The organism is Streptomyces sp. CLCI03, from assembly GCF_053615355.1.
This window is the reverse complement of sequence record NZ_CM132132.1, coordinates 2,215,830-2,239,750: the sequence shown is the minus strand read 5'-3', so window position 1 is coordinate 2,239,750 and position 23,921 is coordinate 2,215,830. Positions and strand designations below refer to the sequence as shown.

The window sequence follows — 23,921 nt, the reverse complement described above, 5'->3', positions numbered from 1 at the left end:
CCGGAAAGCGCCCATTCCGCACATCCTTGTGTGCACGCGGCCAATGCGGCAGCGGACAAGGAGAGTTCGGTGGACAAGCACGAAGGTCGTGATACCGGAACGATCCGGCTGGACGACCCCTGGTACGACGCACTGGCCGTCGGGTGGGGCGAGGGTGAGGAAACGTCCCGGCCGGCCCCGGTCCCCGGTGGCGGACGCCCCGCCCCCGGTGCATCCGACATCTACCTCGAAGTGCAGCGCAGTGCCGCCTTCCAGGAGGTGCGCGCCCGCTACCGCAGGTTCGTCGTCCCCGCCACCGCCGGGTTCTTCCTCTGGTACGTCGCCTATGTGGTCGCCGCCACCACCGCGCCCGGCCTCATGGCCCGGCCCGTGGTGGGCGCGGTCAACGTGGCCATGCTGGCGGGGCTCGGCCAGTTCCTCAGCACCTTCCTGCTGACCTGGGCGTACGCCCGGCACGCGCGGCTGCGGCGGGACCGGGCCGCGCTCGATCTGCGCTGGACCGTCTTCGAGCAGGAACGCGGTCAGGACCGGACCCGGGCGAGGAGGGCGGGCCGGTGACCACCGAACACCAGACCCTCGCGCTGATCCTGTTCAGCCTCTTCATCGCCGTGACCCTCGGCATCACCACCTGGGTCAGCCGGAACCGGCACGGGTCGGCCGAGGAGTTCTATGCCGGCGGGCGACTGTTCTCCCCGATGGAGAACGGTTTCGCCATCGCGGGCGACTACATGTCCGCCGCCTCCTTCCTCGGCATCTCCGGCCTGATCGCCCTCTTCGGCTACGACGGCCTGCTGTACTCGGTGGGCTTCCTCGTGGCCTGGCTCGTGGTGCTGTTCCTGGTCGCCGAACTGGTCCGCAACTGCGGGCGTTTCACCCTCGCCGACGTGGTCGCCGCCCGGATGAGCGAGCGTCCGGTGCGGATCGCGGCGGGCACCTCCTCGGTCGTGGTCTCCGTCCTGTACCTCATCGCGCAGATGGTCGGCGCGGGCAGTCTGGTCGGCCTGCTGCTGGGGAATTCGAGCGCCGTCGCCCGGACCCTCACCGTGGTGGGGGTGGGCGCGCTGATGGTGGTCTACGTGTCCTTCGGCGGGATGCGGGCCACCACGTGGATCCAGATCGTGAAGGCCGTGCTGCTGATGGGTGGCGCGATCACCCTGACCGTGCTCGTGCTGCTGCGCTTCCACGGGAACTTCGACCAGTTGCTCACCAGCGCCGCCGACCGCAGCGGGCACGGGCGGGCGTTCCTCGGCCCCGGCCTCAAGTACGGCGGCGACTGGACCGCCCGGATCGACTTCATGAGCCTCGGTCTCGCCCTGGTCCTCGGGACCGCCGGGCTGCCGCACATCCTGTCGCGGTTCTACACGGTGCCCACCGCGCGGTCGGCCCGCCGCTCGGTGGTGTGGGCGATCGGGCTGATCGGCGGCTTCTACCTGATGACCATCGTGCTCGGTTTCGGGGCGGCCGCGCTGGTGGGGCCGGACGAGGTGCGGGCGTCCAACGCCTCCGGGAATACGGCCGTCCCGCTGCTGGCGGCCTTCCTCGGCGGGGGTGCCGGTACGACCGGGGGCGCGGTGCTGTTCGCCTTCGTCGCCGCCATCGCCTTCGCCACCATCCTGGCGGTGGTGGCCGGCATCACCCTGGCCTCCTCGGCATCCGTCGCGCACGACCTGTACGCCTCGCTCAAGCGCCGGCACGCCCGGCAGCGCAGCGAGGTCGCGGTGGCCCGGGTCGCGGCCGTCGGCATCGGGGCGGTCGCGATCGCGCTCGGACTGCTCGCCCAGGACCTCAACGTGGCGTTCCTGGTGGGGCTGGCCTTCGCGGTGGCGGCCTCGGCCAACCTGCCGGTGCTGCTGTACTCGCTCTTCTGGCGCGGCTTCACCACGCGCGGAGCCGTCTGGTCGGTGTACGGAGGCCTGATTCCGGCGGTGCTGCTTGTGCTGATCTCGCCGGTGGTGTCGGGCAGCGCCGAATCCCTCTTCCCCGGAGTGGACTTCCAGTACTTCCCGCTGCAGAACCCGGGGATCGTGTCCATCCCCCTGGGCTTCCTGGCGGGCTGGCTGGGTACCGTCACCTCGGGCGAGGAGCCGGACGAGGCGAAGCACGCGGAGACGGAGGTCCGCTCCCTGACCGGAGCCGGAGCGGTCTGACCGGAGCCGGCGCGGTCCGAGCGGAGCCGGAGCGGTCCCAGCGGCCGGCTCCCGTCAGGCCGGCCCCTCCGACGGGAGCCAGGTGTAGCGGTGTTCCGGTCGGCCCGTCTCGCCGTAGCGCAGGGCGAGGCTGACCCGGGCGGTGCGTTCGAGGAGCTTGACGTAGCGCTGGGCGGTCTGTCGGCTGATGCCCGCGCGGTCGGCGATCTGCTGGGTGGACAAGGGGCCTTCCGCGGACCGCAGCACCTGGCGGACGAGCTCCGCCGTGCCGGCGGAGTGGCCCTTGGGGAGTTCGTTCGGGGATCCCGCTGCGGCGAGGGCGCCGAAGATCCGGTCCACCTCGGCCTGTTCGGCCTCGCCGCCCGTGTCCAGGGTGCGGCGCAGGGATCCGTACGCCTCCAGACGCCTGCGCAGTCCGGCGAAGGTGAAGGGTTTGACCAGGTACTGCAGGGCGCCGAGGCGCATCGCGGCCTGCACGGTGGCGAGATCGCGGGCGGCGGTGACCATGATCACATCGGTGCGGTGGCCGAGTTGGCGCAGGCGCCGCACCAGGTCCAGGCCGTTCTCGTCCGGGAGGTAGTGGTCCAGGAGGACCAGGTCCACAGGATGCGAGCCGAGGAACTTCAGGGCCTCGGCGGCCGAATGGGCCCGCGCCGTCACCTGGAAACCGGGAACCTTCGCCACGTACGCCGCGTTGATCAGGGCAACACGCACGTCGTCGTCGACGACCAATACGTGGATCGGGGTCTCGTTCACCGCAGGGCCTCCGGGAGTACGACGGAGAATTCCGCCCCTCCGTCCGCTGCTTCACCGGCCCGGGCGCTGCCGCCCTGCCGCTCCGCGAGCCGGCGTACGAGGGCGAGGCCCAGCCCGCGCTCGCGGTGGGCCTTGGGCTGCTTGGTCGACCAGCCCTCCGTGAAGATCTCCTCGCGGCGCGCGGCGGGCACCCCGGGGCCGCTGTCGCGCACCCGCAGCACGGCGGTACGACCCTCCGCGCGCAGCTCCACCTCGACCAGGGGCGCCGCCGAACCGGCGGCCGCGTCCAAGGCGTTGTCCACGAGGTTGCCGAGGATCGTGACGAGGCCGCCCGGGTCCACCAGGCGGTCGGGGAGGAGGCTGGTGCCGGCCAGACGCAGCGGGACGCCGCGTTCCGCGGCGACGGTCGCCTTGCCCACCAGGAGAGCGGCCAGCAGGGGGTCGTGGACCTTCTCGGTGACCTGCTCGGCCGTCGTTCGGTGCACGCCGGCGACCTCGGTCACGAACTCCACCGCCTCCTCGTGCAGGCCCAGCTCCAGCAGGCCGAGGAGGGTGTGGAGGCGGTTGGCGTGCTCGTGGTCCTGGGCGCGCAGGGCATCGATCAGGCCTCGGGTGGAGTCGAGCTCGCGGCCCAGGTGCTCCAGCTCGGTGCGGTCGCGGAGGGTGGCGACGGCGCCGCCGTCCTCGGTGGGCATCCGGTTGGCCACCAGGACGCGGGAGCCTTGCACGGTGAGCAGGTCCCGGCCGGTGACGCGGCCCGACAGGACGTCGGCGGTGCGGCCCGTGCCCAGTACGTCCTCCAGCGGACGCCCCGCGCAGCTGCCGGCGGCGTCCGGGGCGAGGCCCAGCAGGCGGGCGGCCTCGTCGTTGACCAGCCGGACCCTGCCGTCGGGGGCCAGGGCGATCACGCCCTCGCGGATGGAGTGCAGCATGGCCTCGCGCTCGGCGAGCAGGCCGGCGATGTCGGAGAAGGCCAGATCACGGGTCTGCCGCTGGATCCGACGGGAGAGCAGACAGGCGGCGAGCGCACCGGCCGCCAGAGCGCCGCCCGCGTAGGCGAGCAGGCCGGGGATCGCACCGAGCAGCCGGTCGCGGACGCTGTCGTAGGCGATGCCGACCGAGACGGCGCCGACGATCTCGCCGTCGGCCGCGAGGAGCGGGACCTTGCCGCGGGCGGAGCGGCCCAGGGTGCCCTCGTCGATCTCCATGACCTCGCGTCCCGCCAGTGCGTCGCTCGGGTCGGTGGAGACGGGCAGCCCGATCCGGTCGGCGCTCGGGTGCGAGCGGCGGATGCCGTCCAGGTCGAGCACGACCACGTACTCGGCGCCGGTGGCCCGGCGGATCCGCTCGGCCGAGGACTGGACGGGGCTGTCGGCCGAGGCCCCGGAGGACAGGACCCCGGCGGCCAGCGCGGGGTCGGCCGCGGCGCTCTGCGCGATGGCCAGGGCGCGCCGCATGGCCTGGTCGTCGAGCTGGGCGCTGAGTGGTGCCAGGAACAGTCCGGTCGCCAGTACGGCGACCCCGGCGGCGATGGCCAGCTGGGTCAGCAGGATCTGGGAGACGGCCCGTCTGGGCAGCCCGAGGCGCCGAGCGCTCAAGAGGGGGAACCGCATGGGCAGCAACGGTAGGTCGGCTCCGGTGCAAGCGGAATGCTTACGCCCGACTTGTCGGTTACCCCACTCCCGTCATGCCCGGACCGTGTTCCAGGCCTCACTGCGGGTGAAGTAGGTGTCGTAGAGCTCCTGGACGTCCAGCAGGGACTCCGGCGGCACCTTGCCGTAGGCGACCCGCTCCAGGTGGCGGAAGTACGCGAACCGTTCGATGCCGGGTGTGATGACGATGAGGATGTCGGCGTTCTCACCGGGCGCGGCGGCGAACGCGTGGTCGAGGCCGGGCGGCACGATGACGAGGTCTCCGCGTTCCGCGGTCACCACCTGGTCGCCCGACAGGAGCTGCGCGGTGCCGTCGAGCAGGTAGAACAGCTCGGCGGACCGGGTGTGGTGGTGGGGCGCGGCGCCGTTCGCGCCGTCCAGCAGGCTCACCCGCTGTGTCGACAGGGCGCCGCCGGTGGACGTGCCGTCGGCGAGGAGTCGGACGGTGGTCGGGGCGGCGCCGATCGTCTCGGCCTCGGTCGAGCGCACGATCACCGATTCGTCGAAGGAAGGCACGATCAGGGACATGGCTTCTTCTCCTGGTGAGAGGGGGCGGAAGGTGGGGCTGGCGGGCTGGCGGGCTGGCGGGCTGGCGGGCAGGTGGTCAGGCCTGGGCCGGCTCGGCGGCCGTGCGGACGGCCGGGGCCGGGCGCTCCCGCAGCAGGAGGACCGCGGTCAGGGCGACGGCGAGAGCGGTGGCCCCGTGCACCCCGTAGGCATGACTCGCGGGCCCGCCTTCGGTGGCGACGATCACCATGTCGCCGGCCGGGACGAAGGTGATCGCCGCCATCGCCCAGCCGAGCGCCCGCCGCTGCCCGGTGAGCAGGAGCGCGAGGATGACCAGGCCGGTCGCGATGTCACGGACGCCTTTGACGGTGAGGAAGCCCGTGCCGTCGTGCTGCGGCCAGGTCGGCAGCCCGAAGCCGGCGGCGGTGGCCTGTGGTGCGAACAGGTAGCTGAGGCCGACGTACACGATGAACAGGGCGCCGGCGGCGGCCAGGGCGGTGGCGAGGTGCTTGAGGGACATGACAGCTCTCCTGAAGGTGGGCGGGGAGGGGCGGCGGAGGAGGGGGGATCAGCGTGGTGCGGCGGTGCGGCGGACGGCCCGTACCCGGCGGGCGTAGGCCGGGCGCCCGACGGTGCGCCACAGCAGGCGTCCGGCGAGGGGCAGGCCGGCGAGCATCGCCGCGCGCTCGGTCCGGTCGGCGTCCTCCAGGACCATCCCGAGGAAGAACAGCAGCTTGGGCTTGGGCGTGCTGGTCAGGAAGTGCTCGCCCAGCCGGTCCCACTCGTCCGCGGACAGGTGGCGGGCGGCGAGCGGCAGGAGGGATTCCTCCTCGTCGTCCAGGTGCTCCCGCAGCACGGTCCGGTGCTCGGCGAGCAGCGAGACGAGCGTGTCGCGTTCCGCCTCCCCGGCCCGGCGCTCCCAGGCGGGCAGAGCCTCGTCCGCGGCGGCCAGGCTCGCGGCCACCCGCTCGTGCTGGTCCTCCATCCGCAGGACGAGATCCGCTTCGAGGTCGACCCGGGTCATCAACGGTGGCCACAGGTAGGCGTCCTCGCCGTGGTGGTGGCCCGTCAGGCCGAGCCGGTAGTCGCGGAAGTGGTCCCCGAGGAGTCGTGCCCGCGCCGTGTCGCCGGGGGCGACCGCGGCGATCAGCTCGACCAGCAGCCGAGCCTCGCGGCGCAGGCCGCGGTGGATGACCACCATCTCGTGGGTGTGGGGTCGCGCCGCGCTCCGTCCTGCCCGCAGTGTCCGTGCCGTTCCTGATCGCGTCGTCTTCATGGAAAGAGACTCGGCGCCTGTACATGGAGGGTTCTTGGAAGCCACTTGGAGCGACCCGAGCGACCGGAGGATCGGACGGAGCTCTGACGCCGTTCGGCTTTGTACGGGCGGGAGTTGGTCGAATCCGCGTAGGTTGGTGCGGTCATGGTCCACATACGCGTACTCGGTTCCTTCGCGGCCGAGCGGGACGGCGAGACGATCCCGCTCGGCGGCCACCGGCAGCGTTCCGTACTGGCCCTGCTCGTGGCGGCGCGTGGCCGGGTCGTGTCCGTCGACCGGATGATCGAGGAACTCTGGCAGGGGGCGCCGCCCGCCCGTGCCGTGGCCTCGCTCCAGGCCTACGTCTCCAACCTGCGCCGCCTCCTCGAACCGGGCCGGGCCCCGCGCACCCCCGCCCGGCTGCTGGTGAGCGCGCCGCCCGGGTACGCGCTGCGGCTGCCCGACGACGCCGTCGACGCCTGGCGCTTCGAGCGGCTGCTCGCCCGGGCCCGCGCGGCCCTGCCGGCCGAGCCGGACACCGCCGGAGCCCTGCTCCGCGAGGCGCTGGCGCTGTGGCAGGGGCCGGCGTACGCGGAGAGCGCCGACGAGCCGTGGGCCCACGCGGAGATCATGCGGCTCGGCGAGCTGAGGCTGGCCGCCCGCGAACTCGGCGTCTCCGCCGGGCTGCGAGGCGGCGCCGACCTGGCGGCCGCGGTCGCCGAGGCCGCGCTGCTGACCCGTGAGGAGCCGCTCCGGGAGGAGGCCTGGCGCCTGCACGCCCTCGCACTGTGGGCGGCGGGCCGACAGGCCGACGCACTCGCGGCGCTGCGCCGGGCCAGGACGGTCCTGGCCGACGAGGTGGGACTGGATCCCGGCGCCGCCCTGATCGAGCTGGAAAAGGCGGTCCTCACCCAGGACGGCCATGTACTGCGCGAGGCCACCCGGCCACCGCAGACGGTGCCGGCCGCGCCGCCGGAACGGGCGCCGCTGCTCACGGAGCCGGCCGCCGACGGGATCGAACCGTTCGTCGGGGCCGAGCCGTTCGTCGGGCGCGAGGAGGAACTGGCCCGGTTGACGGCGCAGGCGCATCGGGCCCGCGCGGCCGGCCCCGGCGTCGCGCTGGTCAGCGGCGAGGCCGGGCTGGGCAAATCGGCGCTGCTGCGCGCCCTCGACGACCGGCTCCGCGCCGACGGCTGGCTCGTCGCCTTCGGCCGCACCACCGATGCCGAGGGCGCGCCACCCGCCTGGGCCTGGGTCGAAGCACTGCGCGCCCTCGCCGAAGCCGCCCCGCCCGAGCCCGCGGCTGCCGCCGCGCTGGCGCCCCTCCTGTCCGAGGACGCTCCCGCCACCACCCACGCGCCCGGCGGCGAGGACGTCGCCGCCGGGCGGTTCCGACTGCACCGCGCCGTCGGTCGGTGGCTGGCGCGGGCCGCCGGCGAGCGGCCCGTCGCCGTCCTCCTGGACGATCTGCACTGGGCCGACGCCGAGACACTGGCGCTGCTGTCGGGCGCGGCAGACCTCCCCGCGGGTACGGCCCTGCTCCTCGTCGGCGCGTACCGGCCGGAGGACACGGAGGGTCGGCTCGGCGACACCCTGGCCGGCCTCGCCCGGCGCGCACCGGCCCGGATCGCGCTGCGCGGTCTCGCGGAGGAGGCCGTGGCCGAGCTGGTCCGTGCGGTGGGCGGCCCGCGGGTCGACGCCGAGGTGCTGGCCGCGCTGGCCGAACGTACGGGAGGGAACCCCTTCTACGTCCGGGAGAGCGCCAGGTTGTTGGGCAGCGAGGGCTCGCTCGTGGCGCTGTCCGAGGTTCCCGAAGGCGTACGTGACGTGCTGCGGCGTCGGCTCGGACGCCTCCCCGAGCCGGTGGTGTCGGTGCTGCGCCTGGCCGCGGTCGCCGGAAGGGAATCCGACGTCGAGGTCCTGGTGGGGGCGGCGGACACCGGCGAGGACGGCGTACTGGGCGCGCTGGAGGCCGGCCTGCTCGCCGGTCTGTTGGTCGAACCCGAGCCGGGGCGGATCCGGTTCGCCCACGCGCTGGTACGCGACACCCTGCTGGCGGACCTCAGCCGGCTCAGGTCCTCGCGGATGCACGGCCGGATCGCGGTCTGCCTGGAACGGCTCGCCCCGGACGACGTCTCCGCCTTGGCCCACCACCACGTACGCGCGGCCTCCTCGGCGACGGCGGCGAAGGCCGTCGCCTACTGCCTGCGGGCCGCCCGGCTGGCCGAGAGCCGCTTCGCCCACGACGTGGCCGCCGCGCTGCTCGCCGAGGCCGTGGAGTGCTTCGAGCGGGTCCCCGCGCAGTCCGGCGGCGACCGGGACGCCGAACGCGTCGAGTTGTCGGGCCGGCTGGTACGGGCCCAGGTGCGGGCGGGAGCGGTCATGGCCGCGCGGACGACCCGGCGTACGGCGATCGACCGTGCGGTCGGCGCGGGCCGGGACGACCTGCTGATCGCGGCGTTCACCGCATGGACCGAGCCGACGCCGTGGCAGACGCGCCCCTACGGTGTGGTCGACGCACCGGTGGTGGAGCTGCTGGAGCGGCTGCTGGCGCAGCCCGGTCACGAACCCGCCGTACGGTGCCTGCTGCTGGGCGCGTACGCCGCCGAGCTGTCCGACGCCAAGGTGGCGAGCGTACGGGAGGGCGCGCGCGAGGCGCTCGCCCTCGCGGAGGGCACCGGCGACCCCGTGCTGCGGGCCGGGGCGCTCGCGGCGCTGGTCAAGGAACTCGACGCCGACCTCGAATGGCCCGAACGCGCAGCCCTGGGAGGCGAACTCGAACGGATCGGCGCCGCCCACGAGCTGCCGGGCCACCAGTGGTACGGGATGTTCATCCGCTCCACGGCGTCGGCCGCTGAGGGTGATGTGGCCGATGCCCGTCGACTCGTGGGCCGGTGGACGCAGTTCGCACGGACCTACCGGATGCCGGGGCCGGCCGCCGTCGGCGAGACCGTCGAGGCGACCTGGGCCCATGTCGAGGGGCGGTTCGAGGAGGCGGAGCGTCTCTACCGGCAGGCGGCCGCGCGGATGGCCCGGCAGGGGTCCCCGCACGCGGAGGGGATCCTGGCGATCGCCGTCGCGACCCTACGGGCGAGCCAGGGCCGGCTCGCGGAACACCTGCCGCGGCTACGGCAGGTGTACGCGGCCTTCGGACCGCCGGCCGGTGACCTGCTCGCGGTGGCGCTGGCCGCCGCGGGCGAGGAGCGGGAGGCACGCGAGATCCTCGACCGGGCGGGTCAGCTGCGGACGGACTACTTCTTCAAGGTCTTCGCGACCTTCCGGGCCATGACCCTGGTCACCCTCGGGGAGCGGGCGGGCGCCGAGGAGTTGTACGCGGCCCTGCTGCCGTACCGCGACGCCCCGCCGGTCTCCTCCGGGTTCACCGTGGCGGTCCGGCCGGTCGCCCGGACCCTGGGCGAGCTGGCCGTGCTGCTGGGCCGCGAGGACGAGGCGGCGGGCCACGTCGCGCGCGCGAAGGCCATCGCCGGGCCGTGGCACAGCCCGTGGGGGGCCGCCTGACGCCTGACGTCGGGAGCCGGAGCCCGCCCCAGCCGATGCCCGGCCGGGCCCGTCACGGCATCGGCTGGGGCGGGCGGGGCCCGTGGTACTGCCCGCTCGGCCGCATACGCAGCGGCCGCTCCTGGTACTCCTCCAGCGCGTGCGCCATCCAGCCCGCCGTACGGGCCACCGCGAAGACGGTCTCCCCGGCCTCCGCCGGCATCCCGCACGAGACCGTCAACACCGCCAGTGCCAGGTCCACATTGGCGTGCAGCCCGCCCTGCCGGGCCATCACCGCGGCCACCTCGCGCGCCGCGTCCAGCGCGGGACCGGCCTGCTCCAGCCCTTCCAGCCGGGCGAAGAGCGCCCGCGCCCGCGGGTCCTCGCCCTGGTACAGCCGGTGGCCGAGTCCGGGAACCCGGCGCCCCGCCCGCAGGTACTCCGCCACCACCGGCGCGGCCCCGCCCTGCTCCAGCACCTCCACCAGCATCCGGTGCGCCAGCCGTCCCGCCGCGCCGTGCAGCGGGCCCTCCAGAGCGCCGAGCCCGGCGGACACCGCCGCGTACGGATGGGCCCGCGCGGAGGCGGCCACCCGTACGGCCAAGGTCGAGGCGGCCAGGTCGTGGTCGACCAGGAGGGCCAGCGCCAGGTCCAGCACGGACAGCGCGTCCGGGTCCGGCTCCCGTGCCGTCAGCCGCGACCACAACCGGCGGGCGATCCGTCCGTCCCCGGACCACCGGGTCGCACCCGCCGTGGGGAGCGCGCCGACGAGCGTGGGGATCAGGGCGCGCGCGGAGCCGAGCACCGCCTCCTCCGACAGGTCGAAGCGCAGCGGGTCCGCCACCGCGGCGGCGGCGACCGCCACCCGCAACCGGTCGATGGGGCCGCCGTGTTCCGGCAGGGCGGCCACCGCCCGCCGGGCCGCCTCCAGGGCCTGCGGGGGAGCGGTGAACCGGGCCCCGGGCGTGAGGGTGCCCGTCCACAGCCACTCGGCGACCTCCTCGTAGCGGTACCGGGAGGCCAGCTCCACGGCATCCACGCCGCGGAAGTAGTACCGGTCGGGCTCGATGAGGGTGAGCGCCGTACGGACGGAGGGTTCTCCGGTGGGTGCCGCCGCCTCGCGTCGGCTGCGCCGGGCCAGCGCCTCCACCTCGGCGGCGTCGAAGCTGCTGCCCCGCCCGGTGGGATCGCGGCGGCTCGTGAGCTGGCCCCGGCTGACGTACGCGTACACCGTCGCCGGTTTCACCCCGAGTGCGCGGGCCGCCTCCTGCGTGGTGAGTCTGCGCCCGCTGTCCGTCTGGTCGCTCATGACCCACACCCTACAGATGGATATTACTGTTGATTCAATCAATATTGACAGCGATTGAATCCATCATGGATGGTCGATCCATGAACACCACCTTGGAAGTACCCCGCGGCCTCGCGGGGGTCGTGGTCACCGAAACCGCTCTGGGTGACGTCCGGGGCCGGGAGGGCTTCTACCACTACCGCCAGTACTCGGCCGTCGACCTCGCCGCCACCCGCACCTTCGAGGACGTGTGGCACCTGATGTTCCGCGGCACGCTCCCGGCCGACGCCGCCGGCCGCGCCGCCTTCGCCGCCGAGATCGCCCCCCTGCGCCGACTTCCCTCGGAGGTGCGGGACGCCCTGCCCGCCCTGGCCCGGGCCACCCGGCTCTCCGGCCCCCTCGCCGGGCTGCGCACCGCGCTCTCGCTGCTCGGGGCCTGCGCCGGCTTCCGGCCGGTCTACGACCTCGACCCCGACCGCCGGGCCGCCGACGCGCTGGCTGCCTGCGCCGCCGTACCGACCCTGCTGACCGCCCTGCACCGACTGGGGCAGGGCCTGGAGCCGGTGGAACCGCGGGACGACCTCCCGTACGCCGCCAACTACCTCTACATGCTGACCGGCCGGGAACCCGACCCGGTCCGGGCCCGCGCGGTCGAGCGGTACCTGATATCCACCGTGGACCACGGCTTCAACGCCTCGACCTTCACCGCCCGGGTGATCGCCTCCACCGGAGCCGATGTCGCGGCCTGCCTGACCGGGGCGATCGGCGCGCTCTCCGGCCCCCTGCACGGTGGCGCCCCCAGCCGGGCCCTGGACACCCTCGACGCCATCGGGACCGTGGACCGGATCGGGCCGTGGATCCGGGAGCAGGTCCTGGCGGGCGACCGGATCATGGGCTTCGGCCACCCCGTCTACCGCACCGAGGACCCCAGGTCCCGCATGCTGCGCGAGATCGCCCTCCGGTTCGGCGGCCCCCTCGTGGACTTCGCCGTCGAGGTCGAGCGCCAGGTCGAGGAGATCCTCGCCGAACTGAAGCCGGGCCGCGAACTGCACACCAACGTGGAGTTCTACGCGGGCGTGGTCATGGAGCTCTGCGGACTCCCGCGCGAGATGTTCACGCCCACCTTCTGCGCGGCCCGCGTGGTCGGCTGGAGCGCGAACATCCTCGAACAGGCCACCGATCCGAAGATCATCCGTCCGGCCGCCCGGTACACCGGCCCCACTCCTTCCCACCCCGTGCCGCCCCTGCGCTGACGGAAGCCGGCTACGATCGACCGGGTGAACAGCAGGCAGCCCATCCCCGTCGTCGTCCTCGCCGGTTTCCTCGGATCCGGCAAGACCACCGTGCTGAACCACCTCCTCGCCGGTCGCGGCGGCACCCGCATCGGGGTGGTGGTCAACGACTTCGGATCGATCGAGGTCGACGCGATGTCGGTGGCCGGCCAGGTCGGTGACTCGATGGTCTCCCTCGGCGGCGGCTGCCTGTGCTGCGCCGTCGACGGCAGCGAACTCGACGCCTACCTGGAGAAGCTCTCCGCACCCGTCCACCGGATCGACGTGATCGTCATCGAGGCGAGCGGGCTGGCCGAGCCCCAGGAGATGATCCGGATGCTGATGGCCAGCGAGAACCCGGACATCCGGTACGGCGGCATGGTGGAGGTCGTGGACGCCGCCGAATTCGACGCGACCCGGGCCAGGCACCCGGAGACCGACCGCCACCTCGCCGTCGCCGACCTGGTGGTGCTCAACAAGACCGACCGGGTGGACGCGACGGAACGGGCCCGGATCGAGCGGGAGCTGGCCGTGCTCTGCGCCCCGGGCACCCCGGTCGTGGGCGCCGACCACGGGCGGATCGACCCGGAACTCCTCTTCGACCGCAGGCCCTGGACCGAGACCCGGGGGCAGCTCTCCTTCGAGGACCTGCTCGCGGAGGCCGACGGCCACGGCAACGGCCACGACGGCTGCGGCCACGCGCACGCCGCCTACGAGAGCACGGAGTTCACCAGCGAGCACGCCCTGTCCCCGCGCCGGTTCATCGACTTCCTCGACCGGCGCCCGCCCGGGCTCTACCGGATCAAGGGCTTCGTCCACTTCGGCGTGCCCGGGCACGACGACTGCTACGAGGTCCACGCGGTCGGCCGCTTCCTCCGCTTCGCGCCGAGGCCCTGGGGGCGGGGCGAAGCACGCGTGAACCGGCTGGTCCTGATCGGCTCCGGCACCGACGGGCCCGGACTGCTGCGTGAGCTGGAGGCCTGCCGCGAACCGGCCCCGCACGAGGCGAGCCCCGAGAGCATGTGGTGCGTACTGCGGTACGTGGCCAGGCCCGAGCCCGGGACGGAGCCGGAGGCCGAGCCGGATCCCTCGGTCGAGGGCTGAGGGCTGAGGGGCCGGGCTGAGGGACCGGGCCGAGGAGCCGGGCCCGAGGAGCCGCGAGCCCCGACTGATCGGCGGGGCTCGCGGACAGGACACCTCCTAGGCGACCTCGACGCCGAACTCGCCCAGCAGGTCCTCCAGGCCGCCGCGGTAGCCCTTGCCGCCGATCACGAAGTCCCAGTCGCCGTTGGCCCGGTGCCGGAACGAGCCGAGGACCAGGGCGGTCTCCCCGGCGCGCCCGTCGGAGACGTCCAGCCGGCCCAGTTCCTCACCACCCGCGGACAGCAGCCGGATGTGGGCGTCGGTGAACCCGGCGAGGTCGGCGTGCGGATCGACCTCCGGATCGATCGCGGCCACGAGGACCAGCCGGTCCGCCTGCGACGGCAGGGCGTCGAAGGAGACCTCCAGCGCCGCCTTGTCGGGAGCCGCGTGCTCACGGGCCCGTACCGAACCGTCCGGGGTGCGCGGGTTGTTGAAGAAGACGAAGTGGTCCTCGCTCAGCACCCGGTTGCCCGTGCAGACCAGCGCGCACACGTCGAGGGCGACCGAACCCGACCAGGACATGCCGAGCACGTTGTGGTCGGCCGGAGGAGCCGGTTCCGGTACGGGCGCTCGCCGGGCCGGGGCCGCCGGGGAGCCGTCGCCGAGCCGGCCGCGCAGTCCGTACTGGTGGAGCAGCTCGACCAGGTCCGTCCCGGGAACCAACTCCAGCGGCTTGCCGTTGGCGAAGGTGTACGACCCGGGCCCGAAGGACGCGGTGGTGACCAGCACCCCCTTGTTCGCCCCCTTGTCCTGGACCGTGCCGTACAGATCACGCACGGCCGTCGGAGGCACCGTGTTCCGGTAGCGCTTGACCTGCACGACGATCCGCCCGCCCCGGATCGGCGCCGGGTCCACCGCCTCCACGTCGACCCCGCCGTCTCCCGACCGTTGCGTGGTCACCGCCTCCATGCCCATCGCCCGGAACAGCTCGGCGACCAGGTTCTCGAAGGCGATCGGGTCCATCGCGAAGAGATCCGGCTCGTCCTCGTCCGCGTCGCCCGCGTGCCCACCGTGGCTGACGACATCCCCGCCGACCTCGTCGGGCCGGCGCCCGGGGCGCACCGCCGTCAGCTGGTCGGGCCGCGTCGACAGCAGCCCGCCCAGCCCCGAGACCAGACAGTCCACCGCGCTGACCTGCTCCAGCCGCAGCCCGGCGAAGGCGCTGCGCGCCGCCGGTACCGTGGCGAGCACGAACCGCGCCTCCTGGCCGGTCACCGGATCGTGGCAGTCCACGAAGCCGTTGACCACGACCGAGTCCAGCACGTCGAACTCGTCCGCCGCGTACAGCTCGCGCACCACCAGCAGCACGCACTGGGCCAACAGGTCCCGGTACAGCGCCCGGCGTTCCGTGACCGGGCGGGGCTTCACCTTGTCCTGGTCCGTGCTCGGGAGGTACTGCACCGCCCGGGCCTCCGGCACCACCGCGTACCCGGGCAGTTCCCAGTCCAGCACCAGCTGGCGCGCGGCCGGGTCGTACGCAGCCGTCACCTGCCTCGGCAGCCGCTCGGGCCAGGCCGTCGAGGCGTACAGGGCCGCCGAGAAGTACTCCACCGCCGCCTCGGCGTCACCCGCGCGCAGGGCCTCGGTCAGTTCCGTGAGCCCACCGTTGTGCGCCAGCGCCCCTGCCATCTGCTCCGCCGCCCACCGGTCGTACTGCTGGCGGTACGCGGCCAGTTGCTGCCGGCGTTGCGCCTCCGCGGCGTTCGCCGCCTGCCAGGCCTGGGTGTAGCGGGCGTGCGCCTCCCGCTCCGCCTGCGCCCGGTGATTCGAGCCGAGCGTCCAGCCGCTGCTCTGCCGCTGGAAGTCCTCGATGCGGGGCATCGGTACCGGATGCGCCAGGGCGCCGGGGTCGAACGGCTGCAGCCCGTCGGGCCGGGCCAGGGCGGATATCCGGAACGCCGGTGCCCGGCAGCCCGCGGCCAACAGACCCTTGAGGGCCTCGACCTCGGCGTCGAACTGCGCGGTGCGCCGCAGGGCCTCGGCCTCGCGATACTGCCGGTGGCTCCGGTTCGCGTCCCGTTCGTGGGCCCGCTGCCGGCGTTCGGCCTCCCGCTGCTGGACCAGCTGCGTCTGTTGCTGCCGGCGCTGCGCCTCGGCCCAGTTCCCGATCAGTCCGCTGCCCGCTCGACGGCTCATCAGCTGCGTTCTCCCCCCACCGCGTCCACGGGGAAAACACTAGTCGGCATTCGGGTGGTACGTCCCCCCGGTCGTACCACCCGAATGCCCTCCCGCGCCCTACAGCGCGGCCCCCGCCAGTGCCGCGACCGCCGACGGCAGCGCGGCCCCGGAGCCGTCCCGACGCGGGTCCACGGCCGGCAGTTCGGCCGGCGTGCCGTTCGCCGCCGCCGCGCGGACGGGGGCGCCGCCCGCCCAGGCGAGGACCAGTACGTCCTCGCCCTTCAGGAACCGCTGGCAGCGCACGCCACCCGTGGCGCGGCCCTTGCGCGGGTACTGGTCGAAGGGGGTCAGCTTCCCGGAGGTCACCGAGTCGTCCAGGGTGCCGTGCGAGCCCGCCACCGTGAAGACCACCGCGTCCCGCGCCGGGTCCACGGCCGAGAAGTGGATCACCTTGGCGTTCTCGGCGAGCTTGATGCCCGCCATACCGCCCGCCGGGCGGCCCTGCGGCCGGACCTGGCTCGCCGGGTAGCGCAGCAGCTGGGCGTCGTCGGTGATGAAGACCAGGTCCTCCTCACCCGTGCGCAGCTCGACCGCGCCGACGATCCGGTCGCCCTCCTTGAGGGTGATGACCTCCAGCTCGTCCTTGTTCGCCGGGTAGTCCGGCACGACGCGCTTGACCACGCCCTGCTCGGTGCCCAGCGCGAGGCCCTGCGAGGACTCGTCCAGCGAGGTCAGGCAGATCACCTTCTCGTCCGCCTCCAGCCCGGAGAGGAACTCCGAGACCGGGGCGCCGCCCGCCAGGTTCGGCGCGGCGTGCGTGTCCGGCAGCTGCGGCAGGTCGATCACCGACAGCCGTAGCAACCGCCCGTACGAGGTGACCGCGCCGACATCGGCCCGGGCCGTCGCTGCGACCTGCGAGACGATCAGGTCGTGCTTCGCCCGTGCGCCGCCCTCCTCCTCCGGCAGCGCCTCGCCGTTCGCCGTACGCGCCAGCAGGCCCGTCGAGGACAGCAGCACCCGGCACGGATCGTCCGCGACCTCCAGCGGAACGGCCGCCACCGCGGTGCCCGCGGACTCCAGCAGCACCGTGCGGCGCTCGGTGCCGAACTTCTTCGCGACGGCCGCCAGTTCCGCGGAGACCAGCTTGCGCAGCTCGCTGTCCGACTCCAGGATGCCGGTCAGCTCGTCGATCTCGCCGGTCAGCCGGTCGCGCTCGGACTCCAGCTCGATCCGGTCGAAGCGGGTGAGCCGGCGCAGCGGGGTGTCCAGGATGTACTGGGTCTGGATCTCGCTCAGCGAGAACCGCTCCATCAGCCGGGTCTTGGCCTGCGCCGAGTTGTCGCTGTCCCGGATGAGCCGGATGACCTCGTCGATGTCGAGGAGCGCCACCAGCAGGCCCTCGACCAGGTGCAGCCGGTCGCGGCGCTTGGTGCGGCGGAACTCGCTGCGCCTGCGGACGACCTCGAAGCGGTGGTCGAGATAGACCTCCAGCAGCTCCTTGAGGCCCAGCGTCAGCGGCTGCCCGTCCACCAGCGCCACGTTGTTGATGCCGAAGGACTCCTCCATCGGCGTCAGCTTGTAGAGCTGCTCCAGCACGGCCTCCGGGTGGAAGCCGTTCTTGATCTCGATGACCAGGCGCAGGCCGTGCGAGCGGTCGGTGAGGTCCTTGACGTCGGCGATGCCCTGGAGCTTCTTCGAGCCGACCAGGTCCTTGATCTTCGCGATGACCTTCTCGGGGCCGACCGTGAAGGGCAGTTCGGTGACGACCAGGCCCTTGCGGCGCGCCGTCACGTCCTCCACGGCCACCGTCGCGCGGATCTTGAAGGTGCCGCGCCCGTTCTCGTAGGCGTCCTTGATGCCCGAGAGCCCGACGATCCGGCCGCCCGTCGGCAGGTCGGGGCCCGGCACGAAGCGCATCAGCGCCTCCAGGTCCGCCTGCGGGTACCGGATCAGGTGACGGGCTGCCGCGATGACCTCGCCGAGGTTGTGCGGGGGCATGTTGGTGGCCATGCCGACGGCGATTCCGGACGCGCCGTTGACCAGCAGGTTCGGGTACGCGGCGGGCAGGGCGACGGGCTCCCGCTCCTGGCCGTCGTAGTTGGCGGTGAAGTCGACGGTGTCCTCGTCGATCGACTCCGTCATCAGCGAGGTGGCGTCGGCCATCTTGCACTCGGTGTAACGCATCGCGGCCGGCGGGTCGTCGTTGCCGAGCGAACCGAAGTTGCCGTGGCCGTCGACCAGCGGCAGCCGCATGGAGAAGGGCTGGGCCATGCGCACGAGGGCGTCGTAGATGGACGCGTCACCGTGCGGGTGGAGCTTGCCCATGACCTCGCCGACGACACGGGCGCACTTCACGTACCCGCGGTCGGGGCGCAGGCCCATCTCGTTCATCTGGTAGACGATGCGCCGGTGCACCGGCTTCATGCCGTCCCGGGCGTCGGGCAGGGCACGGGAGTAGATCACCGAGTACGCGTACTCGAGGAAGGAGCCCTGCATTTCGTCGACGACGTCGATGTCGAGGATCTTCTCCTCGAAATCCTCCGGCGGCGGGGTCTTCGTGCTGCGGCGGGCCATCGCTGCGCGGCTCCTTAACCAAAATGGGGTGTGCTGGCTGTCGGGTGGGGTGTCTGATCGGGTCTGGCGGGGTCTGGCGGTCTTGTGGTGTCCGGCGAGGGTACGACGCGGACCATTGTGGCCCGACGCACCGACAACGCCGACTCCGACCCCGGGGGTCCCCCGGACGGAGTGCGGGGGAGTGACCCGGGAACTTATCCGGCGGTCGGCGCGCTTGCATACAGTGGCAGGTCGATAAGAAATCTCTGCATCGCGATCGAAGGGACCACATGCCCATGGGTCACACGGCCACAGCCCAGGCCGGCTCCGGCGGCCTGACAGCGACCGAGCACCGGCTGGCCAACGGCCTACGCGTGGTGCTCTCCGAGGACCACCTGACCCCGGTCGCCGCGGTCTGCCTCTGGTACGACGTCGGCTCGCGCCACGAAGTCAAGGGACGCACCGGCCTGGCTCACCTCTTCGAGCACCTGATGTTCCAGGGGTCGGCGAGCGTACCCGGCAACGGGCACTTCGAACTGGTCCAGGGCGCCGGCGGTTCCCTCAACGGCACCACCAGCTTCGAGCGCACCAACTACTTCGAGACGATGCCGACGCACCAGCTGGAGCTCGCGCTCTGGCTGGAGGCGGACCGGATGGGGTCCCTGCTGGCCGCCCTGGACGACGAGTCCATGGAGAACCAGCGCGACGTCGTCAAGAACGAGCGCCGCCAGCGGTACGACAACGTCCCGTACGGCACGGCCTTCGAGCGGCTCACCGCCCTGGCCTACCCCGAGGGTCACCCGTACCACCACACCCCCATCGGCTCCATGGCCGACCTGGACGCCGCCTCCCTGGAGGACGCGCGCGCCTTCTTCCGCACGTACTACGCGCCCAACAACGCGGTGCTGTCGGTCGTCGGGGACATCGACCCCGAGAAGACCCTCGCCTGGGTCGAGAAGTACTTCGGCACCATCCCCGCGCACGACGGCAAGCAGCCGCCCCGCGACGGCTCGCTGCCCGACATCATCGGGGAGCAGCTGCGCGAGGAGATCGTCGAGGAGGTCCCGGCGCGTGCGCTGATGGCCGCCTACCGACTGCCGCACGACGGCACCCGCGAGTGCGACGCCGCCGACGTGGCGCTGACCATCCTGGGCGGCGGCGAGTCCTCGCTGCTGCACAACCGGCTGGTGCGCCGCGACCAGACGGCCGTCGCGGCCGGCTTCGGCATGCTGCGCCTGGCCGGGGCGCCCTCCCTGGGCTGGCTGGACGTCAAGACCTCCAGCGGGGTCGAGATCCCCGCCATCGAGGCGGCCGTGGACGAGGAGCTCGCGCGGTTCGCCGCCGAGGGCCCGACGGCCGAGGAGATGGAGCGCGCCCAGGCGCAGCTGGAGCGCGAGTGGCTGGACCGGCTGAGCACGGTGGCCGGCCGCGCCGACGAACTGTGCCGCTTCGCGGTGCTGTTCGGCGACCCGCAGCTGGCGCTGACCGCCGTCCGGCGCGTCCTCGACGTCACCGCCGAGGAGGTGCAGGCCGTGGCCGCGGCCCGACTGCGCCCGGACAACCGCGCCGTGCTCGTCTACGAGCCGCTCGCGGCCGACGAGTCCGACCAGCACGACGACTCCGACGAGAACGAGGGGGCGGAGCAGTGAGCGACACGGCAGCCGTCACGATGACCTTCCACCCGCAACCTCAGGCCGGCGAGCCGCAGCCGTGGGCCTTCCCCGCCCCCGACCGCGGTCAGCTGTCCAACGGGCTGACCCTGCTGCGCTGCCACCGGCCGGGCCAGCAGGTCGTCGCGGTCGAGGTCAACCTCGCCGCCCCGCTGGACGCCGAGCCCGAGGGCCTGGACGGCGTGGCGACCATCATGGCGAGGGCGTTCTCCGAGGGCACCGACAAGCACTCCGCCGAGGAGTTCGCGGCCGAGCTGGAGCGCTGCGGCGCCACCCTCGACGCGCACGCCGACCACCCGGGCCTGCGGGTCTCGCTGGAGGTCCCGGCCTCCCGGCTGCCCAAGGCGCTCGGTCTGCTCGCCGAGGCGCTGCGCGCCCCGGCGTTCGCCGACGCCGAGGTCGACCGGCTGGTGCGCAACCGGCTCGACGAGATCCCGCACGAGCTGGCCAACCCGCAGCGCCGCGCCGCCAAGCAGCTCTCCAAGGAGCTCTTCCCGGCGTCCCTGCGCATGTCGCGGCCGCGTCAGGGCACCGAGGAGACGGTCGCCCGGATCGACTCCGCCGCCGTGCGCGCCTTCTACGAGGCCCACGTACGCCCCGCCACCGCCACCGCGGTGGTCGTCGGCGACCTGACCGGCATCGACCTGGACGCCGTACTCGCGGACACCCTGGGCGCCTGGACGGGCAACACCGCCGCCGCCCTCCCGGTGCCGCCGGTGACCGCCGACGACACCGGCCGCGTGGTCATCGTGGACCGGCCCGGCGCGGTCCAGACGCAGCTGCTCATCGGCCGGATCGGGGCGGACCGCCACGACCGGGTGTGGGCGGCCCAGGTGCTCGGCACGTACTGCCTGGGCGGCACCCTCACCTCGCGCCTGGACAAGGTGCTGCGCGAGGAGAAGGGGTACACCTACGGCGTGCGCGCCTTCGGTCAGGTGCTGCGCTCCACCGCGGACGGCAAGGGCGCCTCGATGCTCGCCATCAGCGGTTCGGTGGACACTCCGAACACCGGACCGGCGCTCGAGGACCTCTGGAAGGTCCTGCGCACCCTCGCCGAGGGCGGTCTGACCGACGCCGAACGCGATGTCGCCGTGCAGAACTTGGTGGGCGTGGCCCCGCTGAAGTTCGAGACGGCCGCCTCGGTCGCGGGCACCCTCGCCGACCAGGTCGAGCAGGAACTGCCGGACGACTACCAGTCGCATCTGTACGCCCAGCTCGCCGAGACGGGCACGGTGGAGGCCACCACGGCGGTCGTCAAGGCCTTCCCCGCGGACCGGCTGGTCACCGTCCTCGTGGGCGACGCCGCGCTGATCGAGGAGCCCGTACGGGCCCTCGGGATCGGCGAGGTCTCGGTCGTCTCCAACTGACGGTCGGGCGAAGGCCTTTTGAGGGCCGGCCGAGGGTTTCGGCAAGGGGTTCCGGTGACTTGGTCACCGGAACCCCTTTTGTCCGTTTAATGGCGAGGTTGCTTGTATGCGGTGTGGCGTACGCAACAAAAAGGCGCGTCTGTTTGGCGATTGACTGATGATCCGCCTAGCGTCAGCCGTGCTGTTCGTCAGTTGTGCCCGCCGCACCCGCGGCACCGGACAGCGATCGCCGAGTCCCCGTCAGGCGCGAGCCTGGGGAGCCGGGGACCCACATGCGTCCCTGGGGTGAATCGGACCCCCTCGCAAGAGGAGGCCCGTAGGAGACCTTCCTGCTCCGAACCCGTCAGCTAACCCGGTAGGCGAGAAGGAAGGAAAGGATCAAACCCTTCATGGCGTTTGGCAGTCGTCCCGCTGGTACCGGTAAGCACCGTGGCTCCAGCCGTCTGAGCAAGAAGACCGCCGGTTACGCCGGTATCGCCGCGATCGCCACCACGGGTGTCGTCGGCTCCCTCGCCGCCCCGGCCTTCGCCGCGGACAACCACAGCAGCACCATCGGCCAGGACAACGGCCTCGGTGCCGTCGTCGTCGCCGAGGACCTTGCGGGTGACATCACCGAGCAGGCCGATTCCCAGCACCGCGTCGCCGAGCAGGACGCCGCCAAGGCGCAGGCCGAGGCCGACGCGAAGCAGCGGGCCGCCGAGGCCAAGCGCATGGCCGAGGCCAAGGCGAAGGCCGAGCGCGAGGCCGCCGAGCGCGCCGCCCGCGAGGAGGAGCGCAAGCGCCTCAACACCTTCGTCTCCCCGCTGGACGACTCCTACGTCAGCACGCAGTACAAGGCGGGCGGCGGCATGTGGTCCTCCGGCAGCCACACGGGCATCGACTTCCACGCGGCCTCCGGCACCTCGGTCCACGCGGTGGGCCTGGGTACCGTCGTCGAGGCCGGCTGGGGTGGCGCCTACGGCAACAACGTCGTCATCAAGCACAACGACGGCACCTACACCCAGTACGGCCACATGACCTCGCTGAACGTCTCCGTCGGCGAGCAGGTCACCCCGGGTCAGCAGATCGGCCTGTCGGGCTCCACCGGCAACTCCAGCGGCCCGCACCTGCACTTCGAGGCCCGCACCGGCTCGCAGTACGGCTCGGACATCGACCCGATCGCGTACCTGCGCTCGCACGGCGTCAGCCTCTGACCTCGGCGCCCCACGCATCGCACCGCTTCACCGAAGACCCCGGCTCTCCGAGCCGGGGTCTTCGTGTGTTGCGCCTTTGTGCAAATGTTTCGTATTTCCGGCCGCTCTCGGAAATTATCGTGTGTTGCAATAGAGTCGCAGCACGCGCATGTGCGTGCAATGACGCTGGCAGTCGGAAATAGGCGGAGGTTCGGTCTTGCGTATTCCTGCGCACGCGGTATGCACAGCAATCCGCGACGACATCGTCTCCGGGGTGTTCGAGCCGGGCGGCCGGTTGACCGAGGAGGTGCTGGCCCGCCGGTACGGGGTCTCGCGCGTCCCGGTGCGCGAGGCCCTGCGGACCCTGGAGTCCGAGGGGTTCGTGACCACACGGCGCCACGCGGGGGCGTGCGTGGCCGAGCCGACCGAGCAGGAGGCGGCGGACCTGCTGGAGCTGCGGATGCTCCTGGAGCCGCTGGCCGCCGCGCGGGCCGCCCGACGGCGCACCGACGCGCACCTCAAGGTGCTGCGCGGACTGGTCAGGCTGGGGCAGGAGCGCGCCAGGCGGGGCCAGGGGGAGGATCTGCGGTCCCTGGGCGGCTGGTTCCACGAGACGCTCGCCCAGGCATCCGGCAGCCCCGGGCTGATCTCGCTGCTCACGCAGATGCGGCACAAGATCGCGTGGATGTACGTGGTGGAGGCTCCGGCACGGCCCGTGGAGTCCTGGGCGGAGCACGGGGCGGTCGTGGACGCGGTGGCGCGCGGCGACGCCGAGCGGGCGCGGGCGCTGACCGCCGTCCACGCGGATCGGGCGGCGGGGGCGCACCGACTGCGGCTCCGCCCGACGGTGAGCACTTCGCAACCTGCCGTAAACATGTCGAGCGGTCGGCATTAACAGGAGCCGTATACAAAGGATGGGATCGCGTGAATTCGCCGCGCGACGGCCGATCGATTTCGAATCGGGTCGAGGCGTCGTGCGTAATTCCCATGAGGAATGATTCGGCGTGCGCCGGATTCCGGCGAGGCCTTTTCTTCGCCGCGCGATATTTCTCGGCATACGCCGCTCTCGGGTCCGCCGCGAAGCCGGGTGATCGCGTCGGGCGGCGCCGCCCCGGGTTCTCGTCACGTGGTGGGTCCCGAGCGGAACGACGAAGCCGCGGCCCCCGGATCGGGAGCCGCGGCTTCGCGCGTGGGGTCGAACCCGAAGGGTCAGACGGTCTCGGGGAGCTCCTCGAGACCCTCGGCGACCAGCTTCGCGAGGCGGTCGAGCGCGGCGTCCGCACCCTCGGCCTCGGAGGCGAGGACGATCTCCTCGCCGCCCTGGGCGCCCAGGCCCAGGACCGCCAGCATGGAGGCGGCGTTGACGGGGTCGCCGCCGGACTTCGCGATGGTCACCGGGACGCCGGAAGCGGTCGTCGCACGGACGAAGATCGAGGCGGGACGAGCGTGCAGGCCCTCGGCCCAGCCGACGTTGACGCGGCGCTCTGCCATGGTGATGCCCTTCAGGTTCTTACGGTTGTCTAG

General features: G+C 72.9%; 18 protein-coding genes and 1 riboswitch. Of the genes, 9 read left to right on the top strand and 9 right to left on the bottom strand.

Going from position 1 to position 23,921, the window contains the following annotated elements:
- Positions 1–69: 69 nt before the first annotated feature.
- Positions 70–558: a DUF485 domain-containing protein gene (locus ACWG52_RS10145; protein ID WP_389809794.1), complete on the top strand. Its 489-nt coding sequence runs from the start codon at positions 70–72 to the stop codon at positions 556–558.
- Positions 555–2,147, top strand: a complete 1,593-nt coding sequence (locus ACWG52_RS10140) for a solute symporter family protein (protein WP_033217464.1) — start codon at positions 555–557, stop codon at positions 2,145–2,147. Before ACWG52_RS10145 ends, ACWG52_RS10140 begins: the two co-directional genes overlap by 4 nt.
- A gap of 54 nt (positions 2,148–2,201) precedes the next feature.
- Here the strand turns inward: ACWG52_RS10140 and ACWG52_RS10135 are convergent, their stop codons facing one another.
- The 5 genes from ACWG52_RS10135 to ACWG52_RS10115 form a co-directional block, all read right to left on the bottom strand.
- Positions 2,202–2,903, bottom strand: a complete 702-nt coding sequence (locus ACWG52_RS10135; RefSeq protein WP_389809791.1) for a response regulator — start codon at positions 2,901–2,903, stop codon at positions 2,202–2,204.
- Entirely contained in the window at positions 2,900–4,516 is a 1,617-nt protein-coding gene (locus ACWG52_RS10130) for an ATP-binding protein (protein ID WP_453128505.1), read from the bottom strand. Before ACWG52_RS10130 ends, ACWG52_RS10135 begins: the two co-directional genes overlap by 4 nt.
- Positions 4,517–4,588: 72 nt before the next feature.
- Complete coding sequence (locus ACWG52_RS10125) at positions 4,589–5,083, bottom strand: cupin domain-containing protein (protein ID WP_390167480.1); 495 nt, start codon at positions 5,081–5,083, stop codon at positions 4,589–4,591.
- 76 nt (positions 5,084–5,159) lie between these two features.
- On the bottom strand, positions 5,160–5,582 hold the full coding sequence (locus ACWG52_RS10120; RefSeq protein WP_389809782.1) for a DUF4267 domain-containing protein: 423 nt from the start codon (positions 5,580–5,582) through the stop codon (positions 5,160–5,162).
- 48 nt (positions 5,583–5,630) lie between these two features.
- Positions 5,631–6,263, bottom strand: coding sequence for a hemerythrin domain-containing protein (locus tag ACWG52_RS10115; protein WP_453128502.1), 633 nt, complete (start codon positions 6,261–6,263; stop codon positions 5,631–5,633).
- Positions 6,264–6,482: 219 nt separating this feature from the next.
- Between ACWG52_RS10115 and ACWG52_RS10110 the strand changes: the two genes are divergently transcribed.
- Entirely contained in the window at positions 6,483–9,836 is a 3,354-nt protein-coding gene (locus tag ACWG52_RS10110) for a BTAD domain-containing putative transcriptional regulator (protein WP_453128501.1), read from the top strand.
- Positions 9,837–9,888: 52 nt separating this feature from the next.
- On the opposite strand, the gene ACWG52_RS10105 is transcribed toward ACWG52_RS10110, so the two are convergent.
- A complete protein-coding gene (locus tag ACWG52_RS10105; RefSeq protein ID WP_389809773.1) occupies positions 9,889–11,124 on the bottom strand; it encodes a citrate/2-methylcitrate synthase in 1,236 nt (411 codons plus the stop codon).
- Between the two features lie 80 nt (positions 11,125–11,204).
- Here ACWG52_RS10105 and ACWG52_RS10100 point away from each other — a divergent pair, with 80 nt between their 5' ends.
- Positions 11,205–12,356 (top strand): citrate synthase, encoded by a 1,152-nt coding sequence (locus ACWG52_RS10100; RefSeq protein WP_453128499.1) that lies wholly within the window; start codon positions 11,205–11,207, stop codon positions 12,354–12,356.
- A 24-nt stretch (positions 12,357–12,380) separates the two neighbouring features.
- The gene (locus ACWG52_RS10095; RefSeq protein WP_389809767.1) at positions 12,381–13,478 is read left to right on the top strand and encodes a CobW family GTP-binding protein; all 1,098 of its coding nucleotides are present in this window, start codon (positions 12,381–12,383) and stop codon (positions 13,476–13,478) included.
- 96 nt (positions 13,479–13,574) lie between these two features.
- Here the strand turns inward: ACWG52_RS10095 and ACWG52_RS10090 are convergent, their stop codons facing one another.
- Positions 13,575–15,653, bottom strand: coding sequence for a restriction endonuclease (locus tag ACWG52_RS10090; protein WP_389809764.1), 2,079 nt, complete (start codon positions 15,651–15,653; stop codon positions 13,575–13,577).
- Between the two features lie 99 nt (positions 15,654–15,752).
- A complete protein-coding gene (locus ACWG52_RS10085; RefSeq protein ID WP_390139737.1) occupies positions 15,753–18,209 on the bottom strand; it encodes a DNA gyrase/topoisomerase IV subunit A in 2,457 nt (818 codons plus the stop codon).
- Between the two features lie 275 nt (positions 18,210–18,484).
- On the opposite strand from ACWG52_RS10085, the gene ACWG52_RS10080 reads away from it, so the two are divergent.
- The 4 genes from ACWG52_RS10080 to ACWG52_RS10065 all read left to right on the top strand — a co-directional run bounded on the left by ACWG52_RS10080 (position 18,485) and on the right by ACWG52_RS10065 (position 23,292).
- Positions 18,485–19,837: a M16 family metallopeptidase gene (locus ACWG52_RS10080; RefSeq protein ID WP_033217853.1), complete on the top strand. Its 1,353-nt coding sequence runs from the start codon at positions 18,485–18,487 to the stop codon at positions 19,835–19,837.
- Positions 19,838–19,857: 20 nt separating this feature from the next.
- On the top strand, positions 19,858–21,225 hold the full coding sequence (locus tag ACWG52_RS10075; RefSeq protein WP_389809960.1) for a M16 family metallopeptidase: 1,368 nt from the start codon (positions 19,858–19,860) through the stop codon (positions 21,223–21,225).
- 217 nt (positions 21,226–21,442) lie between these two features.
- Positions 21,443–21,601, top strand: a riboswitch (cyclic di-AMP (ydaO/yuaA leader).
- Positions 21,602–21,614: 13 nt separating this feature from the next.
- Positions 21,615–22,418, top strand: a complete 804-nt coding sequence (locus ACWG52_RS10070) for a M23 family metallopeptidase (RefSeq protein WP_389809758.1) — start codon at positions 21,615–21,617, stop codon at positions 22,416–22,418.
- 196 nt (positions 22,419–22,614) lie between these two features.
- Positions 22,615–23,292 carry a GntR family transcriptional regulator gene (locus tag ACWG52_RS10065; protein ID WP_389809755.1) on the top strand — a complete coding sequence of 226 codons (678 nt, stop codon included), beginning with the start codon at positions 22,615–22,617 and terminating at the stop codon, positions 23,290–23,292.
- 314 nt (positions 23,293–23,606) lie between these two features.
- Here ACWG52_RS10065 and ACWG52_RS10060 read toward each other — a convergent pair whose 3' ends face one another.
- Positions 23,607–23,888: an HPr family phosphocarrier protein gene (locus ACWG52_RS10060; protein WP_030012489.1), complete on the bottom strand. Its 282-nt coding sequence runs from the start codon at positions 23,886–23,888 to the stop codon at positions 23,607–23,609.
- Positions 23,889–23,921: the final 33 nt, after the last annotated feature.

Excerpts from the sequence above, each read along its gene's own strand:
- ACWG52_RS10110 (WP_453128501.1), top strand. The coding sequence starts at position 6,483 with ATGGTCCACATACGCGTACTCGGTTCCTTCGCGGCCGAGCGGGACGGC.
- ACWG52_RS10100 (WP_453128499.1), top strand. The coding sequence starts at position 11,205 with ATGAACACCACCTTGGAAGTACCCCGCGGCCTCGCGGGGGTCGTGGTC.
- ACWG52_RS10130 (WP_453128505.1), bottom strand. The coding sequence starts at position 4,516 with ATGCGGTTCCCCCTCTTGAGCGCTCGGCGCCTCGGGCTGCCCAGACGG.
- ACWG52_RS10115 (WP_453128502.1), bottom strand. The coding sequence starts at position 6,263 with ATGGTGGTCATCCACCGCGGCCTGCGCCGCGAGGCTCGGCTGCTGGTC.
- ACWG52_RS10125 (WP_390167480.1), bottom strand. The coding sequence starts at position 5,083 with ATGTCCCTGATCGTGCCTTCCTTCGACGAATCGGTGATCGTGCGCTCG.
- ACWG52_RS10060 (WP_030012489.1), bottom strand. The coding sequence starts at position 23,888 with ATGGCAGAGCGCCGCGTCAACGTCGGCTGGGCCGAGGGCCTGCACGCT.
- ACWG52_RS10085 (WP_390139737.1), bottom strand. The coding sequence starts at position 18,209 with ATGGCCCGCCGCAGCACGAAGACCCCGCCGCCGGAGGATTTCGAGGAG.
- ACWG52_RS10090 (WP_389809764.1), bottom strand. The coding sequence starts at position 15,653 with ATGAGCCGTCGAGCGGGCAGCGGACTGATCGGGAACTGGGCCGAGGCG.
- ACWG52_RS10080 (WP_033217853.1), top strand. The coding sequence starts at position 18,485 with ATGGGTCACACGGCCACAGCCCAGGCCGGCTCCGGCGGCCTGACAGCG.
- ACWG52_RS10105 (WP_389809773.1), bottom strand. The coding sequence starts at position 11,124 with ATGAGCGACCAGACGGACAGCGGGCGCAGACTCACCACGCAGGAGGCG.
- ACWG52_RS10070 (WP_389809758.1), top strand. The coding sequence starts at position 21,615 with ATGGCGTTTGGCAGTCGTCCCGCTGGTACCGGTAAGCACCGTGGCTCC.
- ACWG52_RS10075 (WP_389809960.1), top strand. The coding sequence starts at position 19,858 with ATGACCTTCCACCCGCAACCTCAGGCCGGCGAGCCGCAGCCGTGGGCC.
- ACWG52_RS10120 (WP_389809782.1), bottom strand. The coding sequence starts at position 5,582 with ATGTCCCTCAAGCACCTCGCCACCGCCCTGGCCGCCGCCGGCGCCCTG.